The sequence below is a fragment of the Sphingomonas sp. IC-11 genome (genome assembly GCF_021043365.1).
GTDB lineage: Bacteria > Pseudomonadota > Alphaproteobacteria > Sphingomonadales > Sphingomonadaceae > Sphingomonas.
On the sequence record NZ_JAJNDU010000004.1, the window covers coordinates 157,748 to 180,741 of the forward strand.

Genomic DNA, 22,994 nt, shown 5'->3' on the forward strand with positions numbered 1-22,994 from the left:
CGGGCACGCCTCTACAATCATCGCCTGGAGCCTGCCGGCGCCGTCCTGACGCGCGCCGGCCAGTCGTTGCGCGTGCGGACCGCGCTCCGTTTCATTTGCCCGTCGCGCCCACGGCCGAGCGCCCGATAGTCGCTCAGGCCAGGGCACTTGAGCCGGCCGCTTACCCCCCCTTGCCCAGTGCAGTCTTTAACAGCGCCTGTTGCTTGCGGTAGAGGTTTGTTATCGCGGCGAAATCCGCCTGCAACTCGCCCATCTTCAGCAGCTGGTCTTCGAGCGTGACGTTGTTCCCGTCCGGCTTCGTCTCGCTGACGTCCTTGTCCATGATGATGTGACCGGCGCCCGGTGCACGGGCGCCCAGCGCCGCCATGCCGCTGGTGATCGTCACGCTCGGTCGTCCGATCCGCACGCCGGAACTGCTCCCGGTCTGTTCCAGCAGAGCGCTGAAATCGGGTGCTTCCACTTCACGCGCCTTGAAGCCGGGCGTTTCGCTGTTGGCGATGTTCTGGGCAATTACCCGCTGGCGCTCGGCGAGATGCTTCATCTCGCGTCCGATACCAGCGATCAGGGCAGGAGCATTGGGCATGATCAGAATCCAAGAATGCCGGTGTTGGAAGAGCCTGAGGACAGGCGGGTGAGCGCCGCGCGATATTGCGCGAGCTGCGACTGTTCGCGGACGGTAGAGCCACCCGCCTTGCCGGTGACGCCACCTGCGAGAGCGGCCTTGCCGTCATCCCAGTAGAGCGAGCGGTAAGCCGTCTGGCTCATCGAAAGCGCCTGCCGGATCCGATCCAGCGCCACTGCTGCGTCCGCGGCCGTGGACACGTTCAGCGCCTCGTCCAGATCGAGGCCAAAGCTGCCGCCCGGCCTGACCGATGGTGCATTCGACGGAAGTGGCGCCGGTGTCGAAAGCCGCTGCGGCTCGATACCGAGCTTGGAAAGCGCATCCTTGCCCGCCCCGCCGGCGATCAGTTCAAGCGACGAGCCCGCCTTTGCCTCCAAACGAAGGGCATAGCCGGTGTCCGTCTTGGCGGACATCACGATCGCCTTTGATCCCGTCAGGAGCCGCACGCGCTCTGCCAGCGAGGCCAGGGTGTCATCGGCTCTGATCGTGACCTTGCGCGCGCTGCCACCAGCGACCTTTATCGAAAATTCGTCACCCGCCCGCAGGCTGGTTTGAGAGACGAGCTTGGTAGAGTCTTCCGGCGTCAAGACACCCCGGCGGAGCCCAAGCACACCCAGCGTACTCGCGCCGCCAGGGGCCGCCACAATCCGCACCGGCTCCGTCCGCTGCGATGCTTGCCCGAACTGAGTCGTGGAGAGAAGCGCGCCGGTTGCCGTATCCACACGAGTGACGAAGCCGTCCACCGCCCCCTGCGGTGCACCATTGAGGGCGCCGGTAGTGCGCCCACCAACGTACAAGGCGCCGTTCATGAAAGTGACGCTGTCGACCTGATCGTCGCCATCGGACGCCAGATAGCTGACGCTCGATCCGGAAAGGTCGGCTGCGACGCGCGCCACAAAGCCGTCTCTTCCCTCCCCACGCGCATTGATCTGTTCACCATTCAGGGTTGAACTGGTCGCGCCAACCACCGCGATGCTGCCTGCCGGATCCACAGCAAGCGCCCGCGCGTCTGCCGATCCCAAGGCCAGCATTCCCAGATCATTGGAAAGGCTCCCGGAATCTAGCCGCCGCAGCACGGCGCCCGTGCCCTCGCGTGTCAGCGCCAGCAGAGCGCCACTTCCGTCCACGGCAAGGCCGGTAACATTGTCGCTACCGCCGGAATCGATCGTCCGCCGCTCCTGCAGCCTGCCAGTGCCGTCGAGCCGGGCGACAAAGGCATCACCGCCGCCGCTGGACGTGCGGCCGCCAACAAAGATCGCGCCATCCGCGCCAACCGTCACGGCACTGGCAGTGTCATTTCCCAGTGTACGCACCAGGCTGGCAAACTTTTCGTCGCCATTGGCATCGAAGCGCGCCACCAGCATGTCGCCGTCGCTCGATGCCCCGTCGAAACTGCCGGTCACGGTGCCGGCGAGCACGACGTCGCCGGTCGGCGCTATGCTCACCGCGGCCCCCTTGGCCGAGCCCGCGGCACCAAGCGTGCGCTGCCATACCGTGCGGCCTTCGCTATCCAGCTTGGTGAGGAACAGGTCTTCGCTGGCGGTCAGGTTCGACCCCAGATCACCCGTGGTGGTGCCAACGACGTAGCTGAAGCCTTTTGCGTCGGTCGCAATCGCGCTGTTGCTCGTCGTCGCCAGCACTGGCGCAGCGGCTCGCGCGCCGGTCGGCGCCGTCAGCTTGGCGGCAGCGGTTGCTTCCGTGTTGACAGCAGCGATCTGCGAAAGCGTCCGTCTCTGCGCGGCGCCGGCGGGATCGTCCAACCGCATGATCCGGGTCGTGGTGGGCGCATCCAAAGCCGTAACGCCACTTGCCACCATTAGCGCATCCTTGGCGCCGACCTGATCGATCTCGACCTTCTCATAACCGGATCGCTTGACCGAAAAGCCCCATTGCTCCCCCGTCTTGGCGGGAACAAAGCTGACCTCCCAACGTGGAACTGGTTCGCCGCTCGTACCCTGCACCAACGTCCCGTCGGCGTTGCGCAACGGAATGGCCGCGATCGCCGAATTGATCGCGTTCGCCATGCTGTCGAGGGTTGGCGGTTGCTGCGTGGCTGAAAGATCGACCGACACGGTATCGGTGGCAGTCCCGCTACTCAGGCGGATTTGAAAAATCTCATTCCCGCTCAGACCCGGCAGAGCAGCGTCGCGCGACGCCACGATCCCGATCGGCGGTATCTCGCCCGTGTTCAGCGAACTCGGTGCGATCGTCGAGACGCTTTCCGCACGGCGCGCCGGGCCGGCGAAGGCGAGGTTCAGCTTTTCGGACGGTGCGCTGACAAGATAGCCCTGCAGGTCGGCAAGGCCTTTGGCGAAGCTGGACTGGAGCAGGGTACGCTCCGCGGAGGCTGTTGACTTTGTGGCGGCGGCTTCGGCCAGCAACCGCAGCCGGTCCAGCGCCTTGTAGGCCGTGAAAGCCGTCTCGACGTCCGCGGGCAGAGCGTCCGATCCCCCCGTCGGCTTGTCGATGATGGTCGTCATTCGCTTGATCGCGGACACCTGGGTCGAAACGGGCGCGCTGTTTGACGCTTCCTTCCAGGGCGGAGTTGTCGCCGCCATCGTGAACAGCGCCTTTGCCTGGCGCACCGCGCGGCTTTCCGACGTGATCGCGGAGGAGAAGATATCAAAGCTGTTCGTGCCGGTCAGCATGCTGAGACCGACGAGACCATTTGAAAGATTTATCGTCATTCCCGCGTCGTCCCCGCCGACCCCCTCGCACTTCTTCCTATAATAGGCGGGTGGCGGCCCTTCCGGCGCGAACTGGCCGCGGAATCTTCCGGAGCTTCCCTTCGATGACGATGATGATGCCGATTGCCGAGCCAGCAGAGCTGAAACGCTACACCGGCCCGCAACGGGCGGCTGCACTGATGCTCGCGCTTGGCAAGGAACATGGCGCTGCCATCTGGGAGCAACTGTCGGTCGACGAGATAAAGGAGCTTTCCGGCACGATCGCCCAACTCGGACGCGTTCCCTCGACAGTGGTCGAACATCTGCTCGTTCAATTTTCGGGCGAAGTATCGAGCATGGCGTCGCTCCACGGCTCCTTCGAGACGACCGAACGGCTGCTTGGCGGCATCCTGCCGGAGGACCGGGTGAAGGAGATCATGGAGGACATCCGCGGCCCCTCCGGCCGGACGATGTGGGACAAGCTCTCCAACGTCAGCGAGGCCGTGCTCGCATCCTATCTGAAGAACGAATATCCGCAGACCGCCGCGGTGATCCTGAGCAAGTTGCGCTCGGACCATGCCGCACGCGTGCTGGCCGTGCTGCCGCGCGAATTTTCGGTGGACGTCATTCAGCGCATGTTGCGCATGGATGCGGTGCAGAAGGAGGTGCTGACTCAGATCGAGCACACGCTCCAGAGCGAGTTCATGAGCAACCTTGCCCGCTCGCAACGAACCGATCCGCATGAATCCATGGCCGACATCTTCAACGCCATGGATCGCTCCACAGAGGAAGCGATGTTGAACGCGCTCGACGAACGCGCGCCTGATTCCGCCGAACGGATCCGCTCGCTGATGTTCACCTTCGAGGACCTGGGGAACCTGATCCCAAGCTCGGTTTCCGTCATCGTCCGTCAGGCGGACAAGCGGCAGATGGCCCTGGCGCTGAAGGGAGCGCCGGAGGAGATGAAGCAGCTGTTCTTCAGCTCCATGACCGAACGCTCGGCAAAGCTGATGCGGGAGGACATGGCCGGCATGGGCCCGGTGCGTGCGCGGGACTGCGAGGAAGCGCAAAGCGCGCTTGTTCGCCTGGCGAAGTCGCTGGCGGACCGCGGCGAGATCATGCTCGTCGATCCCAAAAGCGACGATTCCATGATCATCTGAGATGACGATGATGCATACGTCCTCCCACATACGGCCATTCGTCTTCGACAGCATCTTCGCGCTGCCGGAAACCGACCCGGCCAAGGTTTCAACTGATGAGTTGAGCCTGGAGATTGCGGCGCTGAAGGCCGACCTCGCGCTGATGCAGCGTGATCAGGAAACATTGATCGCAGCCGCGAAAGCCGAAGCGTTCGAAGCCGGTCTGGCGCAGGCACGTGCGGAGCGCGACACCGCGCTCCTCGCCGCGGTCGATGCGCTTCACGCCTCCATCGAGATCCTCGACGAGCGGATGGACGAGATCGCCAGCCAGGTCGCGCGTGACGGGGCCGAGGTTTCGCTCGCCGCTGCGGACCTCCTGGCCGGCCGGGCGATCGCGCACGATCCCGGGCTTGCGATCGATGAGGCAATCGGCCGCGTGCTGAAGCAGGTGGCGCGCGGTCAGGAACTGCTCGTGCGGGTATCGCCCGCGCTGAAGGAAGAGGTCGAGGGTCTCATCGCCACGCGTCAGGCGCAAGACCGACGTCGGCTCAATCTTCAGGTGGTCTGCGACCCGAACCTGGCACCTGGCGACGCCTACATCGAATGGGACCAAGGCGCACTGGCGCTGGACGCGGGTGCTCGTCGGCAGGCGATCTGTGCGGAACTGGAAGCACTCCTTCCCTGCCAGCAGTAACCCGGCAAGTTTTTCCCACCGGCAGAATCTGCCGCCTCTTTCCCCTCCTATAATACAATCGTGGGGTGAAACCCCGGTTTGTAGACGAGGGGCGATCCTTGAACCAGTTGCGGACACTCGTGGCCCAGATCGGGGCGCGAAGGCTGATGATCATGGGCGGGGTCGCCGTGGCCCTGCTGGCGGTGCTCGCAGCCGTTGCCCTGCGCGGCGGGTCGAGCTCGATGGGGTTCCTTTATACGGATCTCGACCCGGCCGCGGCGCAAAGCATTTCCGAGAAGCTCGCCAGCCAGAACATTCCCTTTCAGCTATCGGCTGACGGCAGCTCGATCCTGGCTCCCCAGGACAAGCTGGCCGAGCTGCGCATGAGCATGGCTGGCGAGAAGCTGGGCGGCAAAATCGGTTACGACGTTCTCGACGAAGAGGAACCGTTCGGGATTTCCGCGTCGCGCGCCAAACTGAACGAGACCCGCGCCATCGAGGGCGAACTCTCCCGATCGATCGAAAGCCTCCAGAACGTAAGCCGCGCGCGTGTCCACATCGTCATGCCGGAACACACGATGTTCTCCACCGAGAGCCGCAAGGCGACGGCGGCGGTGACGGTGAAGACGCGGGGACGGCTGACCGGAGAAGCGGTGCAGTCGATCCGCTACCTCGTCTCCTCCTCTGTTCCCGAACTCGCCCCGGAAGCCGTCTCGATCGTTGATCAGACCGGCGCTCTGTTGGCGCGCGCCGGTGAGGCCGGGGAAGCGGGCGCTGGCTCCGCCGATGAGCGTCAGCAGGCGGTTGAAGCCAAGCTGCGCGAGGAAATCGAAGCGCTGCTCGAGCCGATTGTCGGTGCCGGCAAGGTCCGCGCCGAGGTTTCTGCCCAGATCGATCGTGATCAGACGCGCGAAGAGTCCAACGTCTTCGATCCCGACAAGCAGGTGATCGCTCGCCAGGTCACGGTGGAATCCAACGACCAGAATAGCGAAAATCAGGCAGCAGCCCAGATGGCGACCGTCGGCGCCCAGCTGCCCGAGAACCAGAACCAGCCCGGCGGCCAGGGCGACAGTCGCAACGCGGCCCGCACCGAAACGTCCGAAGACACGACCTATGCCAACAGCCAGACCCGCAGCGTCGTGGTGCGCGCACCTGGCAAGATCAATCGGCTCAGCGTCGCGGTGATGATCGACGGGGGTGTGAATGGTTTGCCCCAGCCCAAGATCCAGCGGCTTACCCGACTGGTCGAGAATGCTGTCGGCATCGATGCCGAGCGCGGTGACAGCGTCGTCGTCGAAAGCATGCAGTTCGCGGCCGACGACAGCATGGCCGACAAGGAAGAAGGGATCTTCTCGCTCGTCACGACCGATCAGATCCTGAGCCTTGTGAAGCTTCTGGTGATCGCGGGTGTGGGCCTGATCGCGCTGCGCATGCTCAAGCCCAAGCGCGTCTCCGCTGATGCTCCGGCGGCTGCCGCCGAAACGCTCCTGACCCCTCAAAGTCCTGAAATCGCGCGATTGACGGCTCAGGCGGCGCAGGGAGACGCGGCAGCCATCCAGCAGCTCGAGGCCATACCCGACGGCAGCAATGGACAGTCAGTCCAACCCGCGATCTCCGCGACGCCATCACAGGAAGCAGCCAAGGTCTCCCTACCCGCGCCCGCACCGACAGCACGGCTGCCTGAGCATGAGATCAATGCTCGCGCCGGTCACATCGGGCATGAGATGGGCGTTGCCATTGCAAAGCGGATCACCAGTGGCGGCGAGGAGCTCACCGTGCGGCTCAGCCCAGGCGAGTTCGGCAAGATCGAGGTTCGCATGGCGTTCGACGATGGCGGGATACTCCGCGCGGTGGTCGCCGCTGAACGAACGGAAGCGCTCGACCTGTTTCCCCGCTCAACCAGCGCCGCGTGAAGCCGTCCGCCGTCGAGGCGATGGCCGACGACATCGAAGCGCACGGACTGTTGCAGAACCTTGTCGCCTATGAGGATGAGGGACTGTTGTGGGTCTTTGCCGGGGGGCGGCGTTACCGCGCGCTCAAAATCTTGGTGAAGCGCAAGCGGATCAAGAGCAGCGACACCTTCCCGGTCGAGTTGCGGACCAAGGAAGAAGCCATCGAGCTGTCGCTCGCCGAGAATTTCCAGCGCGAGGACATGCACCCTGCCGACAGCATCCGCGCCTTCGCCGCGCTCCGCGACACGGGCATGGACGCCGAGGAGATTGCGGCCCGGTTCGGTCAGGCGGTCAGCTTCGTCTACAAGATGCTGCGTCTCTCCGCGCTCGCCCCGGCCCTGATCGACCTGATCGCCAAGGACCAGTTGAGCCTTGAGGCGGCACGTGCGCTCACCCTCACCGACGATCACAGCCAGCAGATGAAGGTCTGCAAGGCCGCGAACGGCCACGCGCACACTATCCGCCGGATGCTCACCACCGAGAAGGTGGACACGACCAGCGGCGCGTTCCTGTTCGTCGGGCGGGAGGCTTACGAGGCCAAGGGCGGTACGATCACGGTCGACCTGTTCAGCCAGGGGGCCGAAGGCTTCGCGGACGATCCCGAGCTTGTGCGAGAATTGGCAGAAGAGAAGCTGGACGCACTCGCGGACGAGTATCGCGCTATCGGGTGGCACGAGGTGCACGCGGCGGTCGAACGCCCTTACGACCTCTACATGAAGGGCAGCATGTACCCGGCGACGCGCGGGCCGACCGAAGCCGAGTCGGAGCGGCTTGCCGCGATCGACGCCGAGATCGAGGCCATCGCAGAGGCCGAGGGCGAGGACAGCGAGCGGATCGACCCGCTATCGGACGAGCGCGACGCGATCACCGAAGGCTTGCGCGCCTTTAATCGCGAGCAGGTTGCGGTGGGCGGCGTGGCCCTTTGGGTGTCGCATGACGGATCACTGGGCAAGAGCTTCTACCGCGCCAAGGCCGAGCCGAAACCGAAGGCGAACCACGACGGTCCCGTCCCGCTTTACAGCAACAGCCTGTTCGCCGACCTCACGCGCATTAAGACACGGGTCGTGCAGGAGGCGGTCGCGGCCGACCCGGCGCTGGCACTCGACATCGTGCTCGACAGCCTCGCGGGCCAGTTGCTCCACGGCGCGCACAGCCACCAGATGGCGATCGAGGTTCAGGCCAAGGCCGTCGCGACCGACGTGGCGCAAGAGTTGATGGCGACGAGCGACGTTCTTGCCGTGGAGGACATGATGGCGACCCGTTTCGCCGCCATTCCCGCCGAAGGCCGGTTCGAGGCGATCCGTGCCATGGGCAGCGACGACAAGATGGCGTTGCTGGCCGGGCTTGTCGCGATGACGGTGGACGGCACGGTGTTCGCGGGCGGCTCCCCCGGCCAGCGCCACCACCAATTCGAGCAGATCGTGCGCGCGAGCGGCGTGAACATCGCGTCGCGCTGGACCGCCCCCATCGGCCTGTTCGACAAGATGCGCCGTGCTGCGATGATCGACCTGTTGCGCGAGGAAGTGGGCGCGTCGAGTGCCGAGAATTGCGCCACCATCAAGAAGAAGGCGGACCTTGCCGTGAACGTGTCCGAGCGGTTGCCCGCCCATTGGCTTCCCGCCCCGCTGCGGATCGGTGCCTTTGACCGAGCGGAGCGCGAGCCGGAGGAATGCGACGCCGACATGGACGAGGACGGCAGCGAGCAGGAGGGCATGATCGACGAGGAAACGGCCTGAACAGCAAAGCTGGGGGTCCGGTGATAATCGGACCCCCTTTCCTCTCCTGACGAGCGCAAGGCGGCCCGTCGCCCCGGCGCGCCAGCCCTGGCGGGCTGGCGCGCCGGCTGCCCTTTCAGGTCCGCGTCGCGCCGCCCGACACGAGGTCGGGCGGCGCCGTGGCGACTTCCTTGCCGATCGGGTGGTGCGGCTCACCGCCAGCGGCCTTGTGGCGCGGTCGCGATGCTCGACAGGTCCGTCGTCGTGTCGACCGGCACGCCGGCCTGTTTGCGCTCCGAGTAGCGTTCTACGAGCTGCGTCGCGTGTGGCCGTAGCAGGACCGTGAAGCGGACCAGCTCCTCCATCACGTCGACGATGCGGTCATAATAGCTCGACGGCTTCATGCGTCCGGCCTCGTCGAACTCCTTGTAGGCCATCGCGACCGACGACTGGTTCGGGATCGTGAACATCCGCATCCAGCGGCCGAGCAGCCGCAGCGTGTTGACGGCGTTGAACGACTGCGATCCGCCAGACACCTGCATCACCGCGAGCGTACGGCCCTGGGTCGGGCGCATGCCCTTCATCTCGAGCGGCAGGTGATCGATCTGCGCTTTCATGATGCCGGTGATCTGGCCGTGACGTTCCGGGCTGCACCAGACTTGGCCCTCGGACCACAGCGCCAGTTCGCGCAGCTCATGGACGGCCGGGTGATCGTCTCCGGCCACTTGGTCGGGGAGCGGCAGTGTCGAGGGATCGAAGATCCGCGTTTCCGCGCCGAATAACTGCAGCAGGCGTGCCGCTTCCTCCGTGGCGAGCCGCGAGAAGGAGCGCTCACGCAAGCTGCCGTAGAGCAGGAGTATCCGAGGTGCCGGATCAAGCGGCCCGAGCCCTGTGGCGGGCCGCGCGCGGATATAGGCTGGATCGAGTGCCGGCAGGAGGTCGGGATCGGTGAGCGTACGAAGCGGCATCAAAGAGCTTTCACGAGAAAGGTGGCCGACGCCGGGCAGAGCGCGGTGAACTCGCGCGAGGCGGCAACCGCAGGCGGCGCCGCAGCGCGATCGGCCTCTGCATAGCCGTTCACCCGGAAAAATGGCGCCGCGGTGTCGGTCAGAAGGTGGAGCCGCTCGGCGCCGAGCCGGCGCGCCTCGCCCTCGAGCAGCGCCAGCATCGCACCGCCGATGCCGGCGCCCCGGCGATCGGCCAAGACCACCAGCGAGCGGAGCAGGCGGTCCGACCCTTCGCCCTCGATCCCGCCGAACCCGACCAACCCAGCGTCGTCGTCGAAGCGGACGAAGGCGCGGCCGGGTTCGGCGAGATCGGCGGTCGGCAGCTTGGCGGCTGCCAGCGCGCCGGCCAGATCATCCAGCTCGCCCGGCGCGAGACACGTGACGCGGAGGCCGGTCATGCGTGCGCCCCGCGCTCGTACCAGCCCCGGGATGCTTTCACGATCGAGACGACCGACAGCATCACGGGCACCTCGACCAGCACGCCGACGACCGTGGCCAGCGCCGCGCCCGACTTGAGCCCGAACAGCGAGATCGCGGCCGCCACGGCCAATTCGAAGAAGTTGGATGCGCCGATCAGCGCCGCAGGCGCCGCCACGCACCAGGCAACGCCGAAGCGGCGCGAGAGCCAGTAGGCTAGACCTGCATTGAAATAGACTTGGATGAGGATCGGCACCGCAAGCAGCGCGATCACCAACGGCTGCGCCACGATCGCCTCACCCTGGAAGCCGAACAGCAGGACGAGCGTCGCCAGCAGCGAGACGAGCGACACCGGCCCCAAGCGACCGAGCAGCCGGTCGAGCGCGGCTTGTCCGCCGTTCGTCAGCACGACACGGCGCACGAGCTGGGCGGCGATGACCGGCACGACGATGTAGAGCATCACCGAGATCAGCAGCGTGTCCCACGGCACCGTCACCGAAGCGACGCCGAGCAGCAGCCCGACGAGCGGCGCGAACAGGAACACCATGATGACGTCGTTCAGCGCGACCTGGGACAGCGTGTAGGTCGGCTCGCCCTCGCACAGGTTCGACCACACGAACACCATGGCCGTGCACGGTGCCGCAGCGAGCAGGATCAGGCCAGCGATGTAGGACGGCCCCTCCCCTGCGGGCAGAAGCGGCGCGAACAGCCAACCGATGAACAATGTGCCCAGCGCTGCCATCGAGAAGGGCTTCACCGCCCAGTTGATGAACAGTGTGACGCCCACCCCCTTCCAATGCTGGCGGACCGACCCGAGCGCGCCGAAGTCGATCTTGAGCAGCATCGGTACGATCATCAGCCAGATCAGCACCGCGACGATGAGGTTGACGCGCGCTACCTCGGCCGAGGCAACGCGCGCGAACAGGCCGGGCAAAAGGTGCCCCAAGCCGATGCCGGCAACGATGCAGAGCGCCACCCAGAGCGTCAGGTAGCGCTCGAAGGTGCCGATGCCGGCGCGCGCCGGCGCAGGTCCGGCGACAGGGGCGATCGTCGACATGGGCTCAGCCGACCCGCTCGCCGGACGCGTCCACCACCTGTTCGCCGTCCTCCTTGGCGAACGCGCCGAGCTGCCCGCTCGGCAACAGATCGAGGACGGCTTCGGACGGGCGGCAGAGCTTCACGCCCAAGGGTGAGACGACCAGCGGGCGGTTGATGAGGATCGGGTGCGCCATCATCGCGTCCACCAGCGCCTCGTCGGACAGTGTGGTGTCGCCGAGCCCCAGCTCCGCATAGGGCGTGCCTTTCTCGCGCAGCAGCTCGCGCGGCGAGATGCCCGCCCGCTCAATCAGCTCGACCAGCAGCGCGCGCGACGGCAGGGTCTTCAGATATTCGACCACGTGCGGCTCGATGCCGGCATTGCGGATCATGGCGAGCGCGTTGCGCGACGTGCCGCACTCGGGATTGTGGTAGATGACGATGTCGACGACCGAGTCAGTCCGGCTCATGGGGCGTCCTTTCAGCAGCAGGGAGCGAGTTCGGCGATGAGCGGCCCGCACAATTCGGCGTTGCCGGCACAGCAATCCTTGACGAGGAACAGCGTTAGCGCGCGCAGCCCGTCGAGGTCGGCGCGGTAGATGATCGACCGGCTGTGCCGTTCGGAGCGAACGAGGCCGGCACGGGCCAGAATACCAAGGTGCGCCGACATCGTGTTCTGCGGCACATCCAGCCGGCGGGCGATCTCGCCTGCAGCCAACCCGTCAGGCTCGTGCCGCACCAGCAGACGAAACACGTCGAGGCGCGTGCCCTGCGCCAACGCCCCCAGTGCCGCGATCGCTGACTCGTTTTCCATATATCCAGCATAGCAGATATATTAGAGAGCGATAGGCCTTCTCCCTTACCGCGGTTCGAGTGAGTGGGGGGGCTTAGGCGGTGTGACGCGCAGGTGTGCCACGTGGCACACCCTGCCCCGCCCCGATCGTCGGCAGCCCATCGAGCAGAGCCAAAAGATCGCCTAGCGCACGCCTGCGATAGGCGTTGTACCACCGGCGCCGGCGATGCTCGGCCGCGTCGTGGATCATGTGGCAGCGCTGGCAGAGCGCGGCGAGATTGCGCGGCGCATTGTCGGTCGGGTCGTGATTGAGGTGCGCGCAGGCGATATACACCCGCGTGAGCCGGACGATCGCGGCGACGTCTGCCCCGACGACACGGATGCGCCGTCCCCGCCCGTCGCGCCACTGTCGGCGATCGGCATCCCACCAGCGACCATCGCCAAGATGGAAGACGCGCGCACCGTGCGGCCGTCGGCAATGCTCGCAGCGGCCTTTAGCGCGGCCGAACCGGATCAGCCTGGACAGCTCGGGCCAGTCGATCGGGTACAGCCAGCGATGTTCCGGCATGATCGGCATGACGATTCTATGAGTCAGGGCCGAGCGGAACGAAAGCAGAAAATCACGGTCCGCACCGCGGGCGGCACATCACTCGCGCCAGCGCTGCCCATACTGAGCTAAGCGAGCCTCGATTTCGTCGATCCGGCGCCGCTGCGCCGCGGTGAGCGCCGCCATGACTCGCTTGAAAGCGGCCGGCTTCATCGTTCGGAGCTGGCCGATATCGCTGTCGCGGCGCAGCCGCACCTTCCAGTCGGCCGGGCGATACTCCACCCCGGCCGAGCCGAGCCGCCAGAAGATCATCGCCACCTGGTTGGGGGTGAACGCACCTTTGTCGTCGACGAAGGCGATGAAGTTCTGCGCGTCGAAGTCGGGTGCCTTGCGACCGAGCTTGAGCAGCGCGGTCATGACGCGTTGCTTGCGCGCGTCCTCCACCAGGCCGCGGCGGTGACGGTCCACCAGCTTTCCCGTATCGCGTGCATCGAGCCGTCGCCCTTGCTCGTCAATGCCGGCGATCTCGAAGCGCTTGATGCACTCGGAGCCGACCAGCAACGACGCGGACGTGCCGTCGTTCTCGATCTCGAAATGGTAGCGAAGCTCCTGCTGCCCGCACAGCTCGCAGGTGCCGTCCGCCGCTTCGAGGTCGAAGAAGCGCCCCGTATAGGTCCACTCCTTGAGCGCGGCGCCAAGGGTGCTCGCGCGGCTGAGCGGTAGCAACGACGCCGACGCCCGCTCCGCCCAGTTCGACATTCGCGCTTCCCCCCGAAGTCCCCTCCCGAACCTTATCCGTTTGTCTGGCGCGGGGCGACCCGCGCCGGGGAACGCCAAGGGCGCCGCCCTTTCGTTCCCGAACGACAATCTTGCCGCCCGTGTAAGCCGCCAAGCGCGGCGCCCGGCCCCGTCGGTGCCGGCCGCGCTAGGGCGGCTCGCCCGCGCCAGCTTACCAAGATTCTCGTTCCCCTCCCCATCCCGTCCTCGCCGGACAGGCAGGGCCGTGAGGCCGAACGGCCTTGCGGCCCATGCCAACAAGGAGGATCACCCATGCCGACCCCCGAGCAGATCGACACCATCCGGCGTCTCAACGATGCGGCGCGTACCCACCCTGGCCTCGCGAGCCTCGCCAACGTTACGATGGGATTCCAGGCCCTCCCCGAGCTGGACCGTTTCGCCGCGTTGGTCGCGATCACCCGGTTCACGAAGTTCGATGGCAACAACGACCCTCATGGCGAGCACGATTTCGGCGCGATCTATAAGCTCGCAACCGGCGCGTGGACGCAGGACCGTTCGGACGATGCAAAGGCGGTTGTGCAGACGGTGTTCTGGAAGATCGACTGCTACGACACGAGCCTCACCTACGGCAGTGACGCTCCGTGGAATCCCGAGCAGACTAAACGGGTGCTGACGATCATGCTGGCCAGCGAATACTAACGCCTGTGGCGTAGCGATCCGCGCTCGATTGAGCGCGGATCAACCGTGCCGAAACGGACCTGCGCCAACGTGATTTGTTGAGAAATCGCGGGGGAGCGCGTAGGGTTAACGGCGAAAGGATGACGCGATGGCCCAGATCAATCTCGACACGCTGCGCGAGCGCATCCGCTCCATGGACTTTGAGCGTGGCACCCCCGAGCAGATCGCGCTCTGGCGCGAGGACGTAGCAGAGGCGCGCGCCAACCTCGTCATCGAGGACATGACGCCGACCGGCGACGAGGATGCCATGTTCGCCATGATGCTCGATGAGGGTGTTCCCCCTTCGCTCATGCCGTCCATCATCCTCGGCCTCTACAAGCCAGGAACCCACCAGATCGCGGCCTGACCTTGGCAGACGATCCCTACACCTATCCGGGGACCGACACGCTCCGGAACCGGCTTGGGATCACGGACGACAAGACCCTCATGGAGGCCGAGCGGAGGTTGACCTTGGCGCGCGGCGCAGAAGCCGCGCGCCTCACCTTTCCAGCGACGGCGGACGGCTATCGCGCCCTACATCGGCACCTCTTCCAGGACCTTTACGACTGGGCGGGTCAGGATCGCACCGTCAATATCGCCAAGGGCGGCTCCAGTTTCGCGCACGTGCCTTACATCGCGCGCGAGCTCGATAAGCGGTTTGCCGATACGCGGGCGGGCGATGCGCTGAAGGGCCTCGCCCGCGACGAGTTTTTCGACCGGCTCGGCAACCACATCAACGAGATCAATGCCATCCACCCTTTCCGCGAGGGAAACGGGCGGACGATGCGCCACCACGCGGCGCAGCTCGCCCGCGATGCCGGCCATCCCATCAGGATCGCCTCGATCGACAAGACCGCGTGGATGGACGCGTCCCGGCATGGCTTCCTCACCGGCGATCATCGGCCTATGGCCGCGGTGCTCGCCGAGGCGGCGATCCGTCGCGACCTTGCGCCCGAAGCGCGGATCGGTCCCGCCGGGATAGCCTTGCTGCCTCAACGTGCGCCGCCCGAAGGGCAGCGCTACCGGGTGACGCTGACCAAGGCCCGCGAGGAACTGGATCGCTATCTCCCGGCCGCCCGCCAGCAGGCGGCCGACCGGCTGCGCAGCCTCATTCGAGAAGGCGCCCCCTCCCCGGTCATCGCCAACGCCCGCACCGAGCTGGCCTATGTCCGCCACGCCAAAGGCCCGATCTACCAGTCACACCTTCTCACCTATCTTGGCGTGCGTCAGGTCGATGCGGTCATCACCCCGCAGCAGACTCCGCTTGAGCGCGTCCGCGAGATCGGCGCGGCTCTCGGCGTCCAGATCAATTCGCAGCAGCCAGCGCAGCTCCAGCGCGCCGTCCGCTCGCTGGAGCGACCGATCCTGCCGCCTGGGGCTTCGCCAGGCCAGGAGCGGCTCGCCGAGCTGTTCCTGAAGAACACGGCCGAGAAGAACCACGCCGACCCACGTCTCGCGCCCGCCCAGACGATCGTCGACGACGCCATGCAGAAGGCGCGCGAGCGCGGCGAAAGCGCGCGCATGGTCAACACGGTCGGGGAATCCACTCGCCAGCTTGTCGCCGACCGGATCAAGATCGGGGCCGCGCTCGAAGGGGCGTCCGCCCCGCCGCCCGACCGGAGCACGCCGCCCCCGGATCGTGGCAAGGATCGGAGCCGCTAGGCTTCGCCTTAGCGTTCGGGGCGTCGGGTCGGAAAGACCGGCCCGCGTACCGTCATCCTGGCGGGGTCATAGGGCTTCTGCAGGGCGACGATCTCGTCATAGAAGCCGCGCAGCCAAGTATCGACATCCTCAGGCTCCAGGATCGTAATCATCGCCTTGGGATGGATCGGCGCAACGAGCGTGTTGGGGGCACACGTCACCATCGTGAAGCCGTTGCCGTCCTCTGTGCGCTGCTAGAACCCGGCAACTGCGAACACCGGCTGATCCCCACAGGGTTTCGGGCTCGTTCGACATATGGGCGCGGTTTCACCTTGCGTCAGGTATCCCCATCCAAACGACGTCGCGTAGCGAGCCACCGGATCTCCTGGAGCCGGTGATTAGGCCGGGCTCTTCTGCGACGCTTCGTGTCGAGACAGGCGCTCGCGATGGGCGGTTGCGTCCGCAAAGGCGAGAAGGGTCCAGCGGCGATGAGCACCCGCTATTTACTGTTTCTCATTATGTTGATCCTCTCCATGTTACGGCCCAACGCCACTTCCCTCCGTTGCGACGCCATGCGTGAAATCCGTTGCGGTGAAGCCGTGCAACCCACTTGATGAGAACGATCGCGCTAGCTGGCGAGATCAGGCTAAAGGCACGTGCGAAGCGTGTGATGCGGACAAGCATCGAAGCCGCTATGAGCCAAAGGCCGGCAGGAGGCACGGGCAGCAGGCCAGCCATCAGTGGCCACCCCTTGATCGCCCGAAAGTCGCGACCCGCCAAAGATACCAGATGACGGCCAGCGCGAGCACGGCGTTGCTGACCGGCTCGATGACGCTCGCCACCTGGCTATAGCGCTCGCCCAGCTCATAGCCCGCCAGCACGAGGATCACGGTCCATATGGCCGAGCCGGCGAGCGTCGAGACCAAGAATGGACCAAGGGGCATCCCGCTGACCCCAGCGGGCACCGAAATCAGGGTCCGGACTCCCGGGACCATGCGCCCGAACAGAACCGCCCAACGACCGTAGCGGTCGAACCAGCGGTCGACATGATCGACCTCACCGGGCGTCAACGTCAGCCATCGGCCGTGGCGGGAAGCAAAGCGCTTCAATCGATCGATGCCGATCCAGCGGCCGACATAGTACCACAGCACTGCCCCTGCAGCCGATCCAAGGGTGCCGGCGATTGCCACTACCCACAGCGAGCCGCGCCCCTGCGCAGCGGTGTAGCCGGCAAGTGGCAGGATCACTTCCGACGGGATCGGCGGAAAGACGTTCTCCGCCAGCATCAACAGGAAGACGCCAAGGCCGCCTAGTGACGCGAGGATCGATGTTATAATGTCGAACACAAACCAGCCTCGTCAGAAGATCCAATAGGAGATCGCGCAAATCACGAGCAGGAGGGCGACGACGGACCCAACGATCCGATTTTCCAGGCGCGGACATTCGACGTTCCTGATCCGCACGGCGAGCTGCCAAGCGGGTCGAACCGGACACCGCCACGAACCTGCGGCAATCCGATCCAGCTCGGCATCCGACAACCCGAAGAACGATTTTGCTTCACCGCGCGATCGCCCCGCCAACCCCATCACCCGCAGCACCACGTCGCTCCATGCGACATCGATCGCGCTCGGCCGATCGACCATCGTGCCGCGCGCGTCGCCGCCCGCCCAAGAGGGGGACAGCAGGCCGATGATCTGGTGGGGGTTGCGCTCCAGCAGCGTCGCCCAGCGCAGCAAGCGATGTTGGCGGTCCCGCGCCGCGATGGTCCTCACCGGTGCCCAGCGCCGGGTAAGGCATCGCACAGGCCGCATCCATCGGCTCGCCCAAGGGCTCGTCATGGGCTCGCCGAGGTGCCGACGTCGCCATTGGTGGCGCGCTTAAGCGGACGAGAACAGCGCAGGGTGAGGAAGGTGGTGGCGCTCAGGATGAAAGCGATGTCGTATAGGCCGTAGCCTACGGCCGCGCCGAGTGCCCCAGTCGCCCACAGACTGGCCGCCGTCGCCGTGCCTGACGCCTTGTCGCCCTTCTTCAGAATCGCGCCGCCCCCGATGAAGCCGACGCCCGTAATCAGACCTTCAAGCAACCTGGCTTGCGCTGGAGACGTGCGGCCGAGGATCGCGATGCCCACCAGCACGAAGCCGCAACTGGCGATTGCAACCAACGGGAATGTACGGATGCCTGCACTGCGGGCGTCCTTCTCGCGATCCCAGCCAACAGGAAGGGCGAGTGCGTAGGCGACGGCGAGACTGATGATATGGGTGGTTATCTCCCACCACGAGCTTTGAAACATGCCGGCCTGCCTGTTCTACGCGATTGCTCCAGATCGGAGGTAAAGGGGTAAGGTCGGGCGGGGAGTCCCACAGACGTTCAGGCCCAAGGCGGGGATCGTGAACACCGGAGATCCCTACCGGTGCAGACATGCGATGATGGCGGTCACGACGGCGGTGGTTTCCGCAACGTCGCGCACTCTCACCGTATCGAGGCCAATTTCAGCGGCGGGATAGTCATTCCCACCGGGGAAGATCGCATCGCCGATGAACAGCATCCCGTCGAGCGGGACGCCGCTTTCAGCACTCAGGCGGTTCAGGCCATAGCCCTTGTCCACCCCTGCCCTGGTCACGTCGATCGATGTCGTGCCACCCAGATTAATCGAGAGGTCCGGCAGCGTCGCGCGCAACGTGGCCTGCAAAGCGGTCCTCTTCTTTCGGTCGGGATCCCACGCTTCCTTTTCCTTTAGCGGCGCTGCCTGCCCCAGCCCCGAAAAGGTGATCTGGCTGCCCCGGTCCTCGATCCGTTCGCCCCAGATACGTTCGTCGGCGAGGCCGGCATCGGTCAGGGCTTGATCGAAGGCCGTGCGGATCGTCGCCTTCTCTGCGTCGTCGAACAGCTCGGCATATACCGCGCGCCAAGCGCCATTGATGAACCGATAGAGTTTTGTGCCTGTGGTCGGCATCAACCAGAGACGGTCAAGCGCGGCGCCGGCAGGAAGACGCGAGGCGACCTGCTTTTCGAACTGCGGCCAGTCCCCGCCCGAGATCACCGCCACATCCGTGACGGCGAGCAATCGGGCGAGGGTTGCGGCCATATCCTCCGATAGCGGCCGCTTGCTCTCGGCAAGTGTGCCGTCGAGGTCGAAGGCGATCATCCACTTCATGCCGCCTTCCCCGCCGGATCGCGGTAGGCGAGCAGCCTGAGCGCATTGATGACAACAAGCAGCGTTGATCCCTCATGAACCGCCACTGCTGGCCCAATACCGAGGCCAAGGATGGTGGCAGGAACGAGAAAGGCGACGACACCCAGGCTGACGAAGACGTTCTGCCGGATGATTCCACGCGTATGCCGGCTTAGGCCCACCGCGAATGGCAGGTGCGCCAGATCGTCAGCCATCAGGGCGACGTCGGCTGTCTCCAGCGCAACGTCCGACCCCGCCGCGCCCATCGCGATGCCGACCGTGGCGCTTGCCATCGCCGGGGCATCGTTCACGCCGTCACCCACCATTGCGACCTTGTCTTCGCCGGCGAGTTTCTTGATCGCGGCAACCTTGTCTTCGGGCATGAGGTCGCCCCACGCCTCGTCGATCCCGACTTCGTTAGCGATCGCTTCGGCGACTTTCTGGTGGTCGCCAGAGATCATTATCATCCGCGACACGCCCATCTCGTGCAGCCGGCGCAGCGCGGTCTTTGCCGCTTCGCGGGGCGTGTCCATCAGGCCGATCGCGCCCAGGTCGCGGTCCCCCTTGCGGACCACCATCGTCGTGCGACCGTTCTCGCGCAGTTTCGCGATCGCGTTCTGCGCTCCCTGCCCTAGCGCCGGAATGCCCTCACTCCCGAACATCTCGGCCTTGCCGATCCAGACCGTCTCGCCATCCACGCTCGCGGTGACGCCCCGACCGGTCAGGCTCTTGAGGTCGCCGGCAGTCGGCACGGCACGATCGTTCAGTCGTTCGCGGCCGTCCTTGACGATCGCTTGGGCCAGAGGATGGTCGCTCAACGCTTCGACGGCGACGGCCAGCACCAGCAGCTCGCCTTCATCGGCGCCATCGACGGGCACGACATCGGTGATGCGCGGACGACCTTCGGTCAGCGTGCCCGTCTTGTCGAAAGCGATCGCCTTGAGCGACCCGAGGTTTTCGAGCGGTGCACCGCCCTTCACGAGCACGCCGCCCCGCGCTGCACGGGCAACGCCAGACAGGACAGCGCTCGGCGTTGCAATGGCGAGCGCGCACGGGCTTGCCGCCACCAGCACCGCCATCGCGCGATAGAAGCTGTCGCGGAACGGCTCGTCGACGACCACCCATGCGAAGAGCAGGAGCACCGACAGGATCAGGACAGCAGGCACGAAGATCCGCTCAAACCGATCGGTGAAGCGCTGCGTCGGCGACTTCTGCGTCTCCGCTTCGCTCACCATCTTCACGACCTTGGCGAGCGCGCTTTCATTGGAACGGCGTGTCACCTCGATCTCGATCGCGCCGCCACCGTTGATCGTACCGGCAAAAACCCGGCTTTCCGCGTCCACTGCATCAGGCTTTGCCCGCGCCGCTGCGGCATCGGCGACCGGCACCTTGTCGACCGGGATGCTTTCACCCGTCACCGGGGCCTGGTTGATCGCGCTGGTGCCCTTGGTGACGAAGCCGTCAGCAGGCAGGCGCTCGTTCGGGCGGACAATGGCAATGTCCCCAACGACCATTTGCTCGACCGGGATTTCGCTGGTCTGGCCGTCGCGTCGCACGGTCGCGGTTTCGGGCGCGAGCTTCGCCAGCGCCTCGATCGCCTTCTTGGCGCGTCCCATCGCGTAATGCTCAAGCGCATGGCCAAGGCTGAACAGGAATAGCAGCAGCGCGCCTTCGGCCCATGCGCCCAGCGCAGCGGCGCCGGCGGCAGCGACCAACATCAGCGTGTCGATCTCGAACTTCTTCATCCGAAGGTTGTCGATCGCCTCGCGCAGCGTGAAGAATCCGCCGAAGAAATAGGCTGCGACATAGCAGGCCGTGGGCAGCCACTCCGGTGCGCCAACAACCAGCCTCTCGATCGCATAGCCGATCCCCAGCAGCGCGCCGCAGGCAAGCGCGAAGATCAGCTCGGTATTGGGGCCTAGAAATTCGGCGTGGCTATGGTCGTGACCATCGCCGGGGCCGTGCTTCTCTTCGCCCGCGTCGTGGCCCCCGGGGCCGTGGTCGTGGCCGGCATGGTCATCGGCGGCGACCCGCTTGCCAACCCTCACCTTCAGCTTGCGAAGAGCAGCGCGCACTTCCTCTTCTGTGGTCTCTCGGCGATCATATTCGACCCGGACCGACCCGCTGGTGCTGGCGCTTGCCTGTACCACCCCGGGCAACGCGCATAGCGCATCGCTGACCGTGCGCGCCCGCCGTTCGTGACTGATCCCTGTCACCTGCCAGATCGCATGGCCGTAGCGTTCGGTGATTTCTGCGCCTGCGGCCCGCACCATTTCGCGCAATCGTGGCAACGGCAGCTTGGCGGCGTCGAAATGGATGCACAGGGCCGCCGGCGTGTCGCCTTCGAGGCAGATCACATGCGCTCGCTCGACGCCTTCGCGTTTCGACAGGGTCGATACGAGACGGTCCAGGCAAGCGTCGGCCGCGTCAGGAAGGTCCGGCAACAATACTGGAATATCGAGTTCGAGCTTGTCGTTCATGACGACCTCCTTTCGCTTTTCTTGGTTTCGGCGCGCGCGTCGCGCAGGATTTCGACACCGCCCTTGATGGCGATGATGGCGGTAGCGAAGCCGACCAGAAGGTCCGGCCAGTTGGTGCCCAGCCACAGCACCAGCACGCCGGCAATCAGGATGCCGCCATTGGAAATGAAGTCATTGAAGCTGAAGGTGGTGGCGGCCCGAAGGTTGACGTCCGGATCCTTGAGCCGCTGGAGCAGCCGCAGGCAGAGGTAGTTCACGACGCCGGCGATCGCCGACATGACCATCATGGTCGGTCCGATCGGTTCGCTGCCTTGAAGGTAGCGCCGGCCAACGTCGATCAGGATGCCGCCCGCGAAGATCAGCAGCATGACGCCCGAAGCGACCGCGGCGCGTGTCTTCCACGTCTGGCCCCGGGTGAGCGCCACAAGGCTCAGCGCATACACGGCCGTATCGGACAGGTTGTCGACGCCGTTGGCGATCAGAGCGCTCGAGTCCGCGAAAAATCCTGAGACGAAGAAACCCCCCGCGATCGCCGCGTTCAGCAGCAGGACGATCCAAAGTGTGCGACGCTCTTGCCCGCCATTGTTGTCGTTGCTCGAAATCATCCCATGATCTCCTCAAGCGTCAGCAGGGCAAGGAATCCCACGAAGAACATCGAGCTGATGAGTGGGGTGTCAGGCTTCTCGTGCGCCTCGACCAGCAGCTCTTCCGTGACGAGGTAGAGCAGCGCCATCAGACCAAAACTCAGGAAGCCAGCGACCATTACCGGTGAGAGCGTGGCGACAGGAACAGCCGCGAGTGCGCCGATCGGCAGCAGCAGCGCCAATGCCGACACAGTCACGATGATGCGCAGGCGCGAGCGATAGGTTTCCGCCAGCTCGTCGGTCAGTGTCAGACCAAGGAAGAGCACTTCGAGCGTCAGCGCGATCGTCAGCAGAAATCCCGCCTTCTCACCCGCGACGAACGCGAGGCCGAGCACCAGACCATCGACCAGAATGTCAATGCCGATCGCGGCGAGCAGTGCCATTGGCCCCTTGAAGCGGGCCTCGAAAGCCTTGAGACCCAGCATCGTCGCAACGCCCGCCGCCCCGCCGATCAACGTAGCGCTAGGTGAAGCCTCATGCTTGACCTGCGGCAGGATTTCAGTCGCTGCCGCCGCAAACACGACGCCGGCAGCGAGATGCTGGAGGCCCGCCACGACGCCAGGATTTAATTTGGTCCGGCTCGCGATGATCGCGCCGAGCACGACCGCCAGCACAGGCGCAAGCGTGTACAGCAATGCCTGCATATCCTATGATTCCTCCGGGGTTCGATGACAGACGCGGATCTTCCCGCGCTGCGTGAAGGCGATCGACCCGCCGGCCACGACTGCCCGCGACCGGTCGCCGCGAAATTCCTCGCCAGTACGTTGCGCGCGCAGGATCTCAGTTCTGCCCCTGGGCAGCCAGGTGACAGCCATTTTCAGGCCGTCGTCGATGAAGTCGACATCGGCGCGCGATCCGTCGTCGCAATACATGATGCGTTGCGCAATCAATCGAGGTGTCAGATGCTTTTCATGCGCCGGCTCAGTCGGTCCGCTCGGCGCGGGATTGCACGCCCCTACGACCATACCCGCGAACAGAACGGCGCCGATGCGCGCGGCTGTCAGGCCAGGCAGGTGCCGCACGGCGTGCATCGCCC

24 protein-coding genes and 1 pseudogene are annotated in these 22,994 nt (G+C 65.5%); 7 read left to right on the top strand and 18 right to left on the bottom strand.

The features are described from left to right. Positions 1-160 precede the first annotated feature (160 nt). Entirely contained in the window at positions 161-583 is a 423-nt protein-coding gene (locus LQ954_RS13090) for a flagellar basal body protein (protein ID WP_231023540.1), read from the bottom strand. Between the two features lie 2 nt (positions 584-585). After that, complete coding sequence (locus tag LQ954_RS13095; protein ID WP_231023542.1) at positions 586-3,309, bottom strand: hypothetical protein; 2,724 nt, start codon at positions 3,307-3,309, stop codon at positions 586-588. 104 nt (positions 3,310-3,413) lie between these two features. Between LQ954_RS13095 and LQ954_RS13100 the strand changes: the two genes are divergently transcribed. The 4 genes from LQ954_RS13100 to LQ954_RS13115 all read left to right on the top strand — a co-directional run bounded on the left by LQ954_RS13100 (position 3,414) and on the right by LQ954_RS13115 (position 8,788). Continuing rightward, the gene (locus LQ954_RS13100) at positions 3,414-4,448 is read left to right on the top strand and encodes a flagellar motor switch protein FliG (protein WP_231023544.1); all 1,035 of its coding nucleotides are present in this window, start codon (positions 3,414-3,416) and stop codon (positions 4,446-4,448) included. Position 4,449: 1 nt separating this feature from the next. Beyond that, complete coding sequence (locus tag LQ954_RS13105) at positions 4,450-5,121, top strand: FliH/SctL family protein (RefSeq protein WP_231023545.1); 672 nt, start codon at positions 4,450-4,452, stop codon at positions 5,119-5,121. 98 nt (positions 5,122-5,219) lie between these two features. Then, positions 5,220-7,013: a flagellar basal-body MS-ring/collar protein FliF gene (gene fliF, locus LQ954_RS13110; protein WP_443026632.1), complete on the top strand. Its 1,794-nt coding sequence runs from the start codon at positions 5,220-5,222 to the stop codon at positions 7,011-7,013. Then, the gene (locus LQ954_RS13115) at positions 7,010-8,788 is read left to right on the top strand and encodes a ParB/RepB/Spo0J family partition protein (protein WP_231023546.1); all 1,779 of its coding nucleotides are present in this window, start codon (positions 7,010-7,012) and stop codon (positions 8,786-8,788) included. The genes fliF and LQ954_RS13115 overlap by 4 nt, the downstream gene beginning before the upstream one ends. A gap of 191 nt (positions 8,789-8,979) precedes the next feature. Here the strand turns inward: LQ954_RS13115 and arsH are convergent, their stop codons facing one another. From arsH to LQ954_RS13150, 7 genes are all read right to left on the bottom strand, one after another. Continuing rightward, positions 8,980-9,735, bottom strand: coding sequence for an arsenical resistance protein ArsH (arsH, locus tag LQ954_RS13120; protein ID WP_041043294.1), 756 nt, complete (start codon positions 9,733-9,735; stop codon positions 8,980-8,982). Continuing rightward, a complete protein-coding gene (gene arsN2, locus LQ954_RS13125; RefSeq protein ID WP_052490788.1) occupies positions 9,735-10,172 on the bottom strand; it encodes an arsenic resistance N-acetyltransferase ArsN2 in 438 nt (145 codons plus the stop codon). Before arsN2 ends, arsH begins: the two co-directional genes overlap by 1 nt. Continuing rightward, entirely contained in the window at positions 10,169-11,248 is a 1,080-nt protein-coding gene (arsB, locus tag LQ954_RS13130) for an ACR3 family arsenite efflux transporter (protein ID WP_058733679.1), read from the bottom strand. The genes arsN2 and arsB overlap by 4 nt, the downstream gene beginning before the upstream one ends. Positions 11,249-11,252: 4 nt before the next feature. Further along, complete coding sequence (gene arsC, locus LQ954_RS13135; protein ID WP_231023547.1) at positions 11,253-11,696, bottom strand: arsenate reductase (glutaredoxin); 444 nt, start codon at positions 11,694-11,696, stop codon at positions 11,253-11,255. Positions 11,697-11,707: 11 nt separating this feature from the next. After that, positions 11,708-12,040 carry an ArsR/SmtB family transcription factor gene (locus tag LQ954_RS13140; protein ID WP_231023548.1) on the bottom strand — a complete coding sequence of 111 codons (333 nt, stop codon included), beginning with the start codon at positions 12,038-12,040 and terminating at the stop codon, positions 11,708-11,710. A 73-nt stretch (positions 12,041-12,113) separates the two neighbouring features. Beyond that, a complete protein-coding gene (locus LQ954_RS13145) occupies positions 12,114-12,596 on the bottom strand; it encodes a hypothetical protein (protein ID WP_058733677.1) in 483 nt (160 codons plus the stop codon). Positions 12,597-12,665: 69 nt separating this feature from the next. Then, positions 12,666-13,325: a hypothetical protein gene (locus LQ954_RS13150; RefSeq protein WP_058733676.1), complete on the bottom strand. Its 660-nt coding sequence runs from the start codon at positions 13,323-13,325 to the stop codon at positions 12,666-12,668. 291 nt (positions 13,326-13,616) lie between these two features. Between LQ954_RS13150 and LQ954_RS13155 the strand changes: the two genes are divergently transcribed. The 3 genes from LQ954_RS13155 (at position 13,617) to LQ954_RS13165 (ending at position 15,683) form a co-directional block, all read left to right on the top strand. Beyond that, positions 13,617-14,003 carry a DUF3768 domain-containing protein gene (locus tag LQ954_RS13155; protein WP_058733675.1) on the top strand — a complete coding sequence of 129 codons (387 nt, stop codon included), beginning with the start codon at positions 13,617-13,619 and terminating at the stop codon, positions 14,001-14,003. 127 nt (positions 14,004-14,130) lie between these two features. Continuing rightward, the gene (locus LQ954_RS13160) at positions 14,131-14,388 is read left to right on the top strand and encodes a hypothetical protein (protein ID WP_041043231.1); all 258 of its coding nucleotides are present in this window, start codon (positions 14,131-14,133) and stop codon (positions 14,386-14,388) included. A gap of 2 nt (positions 14,389-14,390) precedes the next feature. Then, positions 14,391-15,683: a Fic/DOC family protein gene (locus LQ954_RS13165; protein ID WP_058733674.1), complete on the top strand. Its 1,293-nt coding sequence runs from the start codon at positions 14,391-14,393 to the stop codon at positions 15,681-15,683. Positions 15,684-15,691: 8 nt separating this feature from the next. Here the strand turns inward: LQ954_RS13165 and LQ954_RS13170 are convergent. The 9 genes and pseudogenes from LQ954_RS13170 to LQ954_RS13210 all read right to left on the bottom strand — a co-directional run. Next, positions 15,692-15,949 (bottom strand): annotated as a pseudogene (locus LQ954_RS13170) (SOS response-associated peptidase family protein); the annotation flags it as partial. 450 nt (positions 15,950-16,399) lie between these two features. Beyond that, entirely contained in the window at positions 16,400-17,008 is a 609-nt protein-coding gene (locus LQ954_RS13175; protein WP_041043233.1) for a DedA family protein, read from the bottom strand. A gap of 12 nt (positions 17,009-17,020) precedes the next feature. Continuing rightward, positions 17,021-17,398, bottom strand: coding sequence for a hypothetical protein (locus LQ954_RS13180; RefSeq protein WP_058733673.1), 378 nt, complete (start codon positions 17,396-17,398; stop codon positions 17,021-17,023). 98 nt (positions 17,399-17,496) lie between these two features. Next, positions 17,497-17,952 (bottom strand): MgtC/SapB family protein, encoded by a 456-nt coding sequence (locus tag LQ954_RS13185; protein WP_041043235.1) that lies wholly within the window; start codon positions 17,950-17,952, stop codon positions 17,497-17,499. 114 nt (positions 17,953-18,066) lie between these two features. Further along, the gene (locus tag LQ954_RS13190; protein WP_041043236.1) at positions 18,067-18,816 is read right to left on the bottom strand and encodes an HAD-IIB family hydrolase; all 750 of its coding nucleotides are present in this window, start codon (positions 18,814-18,816) and stop codon (positions 18,067-18,069) included. After that, positions 18,813-21,314, bottom strand: a complete 2,502-nt coding sequence (locus tag LQ954_RS13195) for a heavy metal translocating P-type ATPase (RefSeq protein WP_058733672.1) — start codon at positions 21,312-21,314, stop codon at positions 18,813-18,815. Before LQ954_RS13195 ends, LQ954_RS13190 begins: the two co-directional genes overlap by 4 nt. Then, the gene (locus LQ954_RS13200; protein ID WP_041043238.1) at positions 21,311-21,919 is read right to left on the bottom strand and encodes a cation transporter; all 609 of its coding nucleotides are present in this window, start codon (positions 21,917-21,919) and stop codon (positions 21,311-21,313) included. Before LQ954_RS13200 ends, LQ954_RS13195 begins: the two co-directional genes overlap by 4 nt. Further along, positions 21,916-22,602 (bottom strand): ZIP family metal transporter, encoded by a 687-nt coding sequence (locus tag LQ954_RS13205; RefSeq protein WP_037457577.1) that lies wholly within the window; start codon positions 22,600-22,602, stop codon positions 21,916-21,918. The genes LQ954_RS13200 and LQ954_RS13205 overlap by 4 nt, the downstream gene beginning before the upstream one ends. 3 nt (positions 22,603-22,605) lie before the next feature. Continuing rightward, entirely contained in the window at positions 22,606-22,989 is a 384-nt protein-coding gene (locus LQ954_RS13210) for a hypothetical protein (RefSeq protein WP_058733671.1), read from the bottom strand. Positions 22,990-22,994 lie beyond the last annotated feature (5 nt).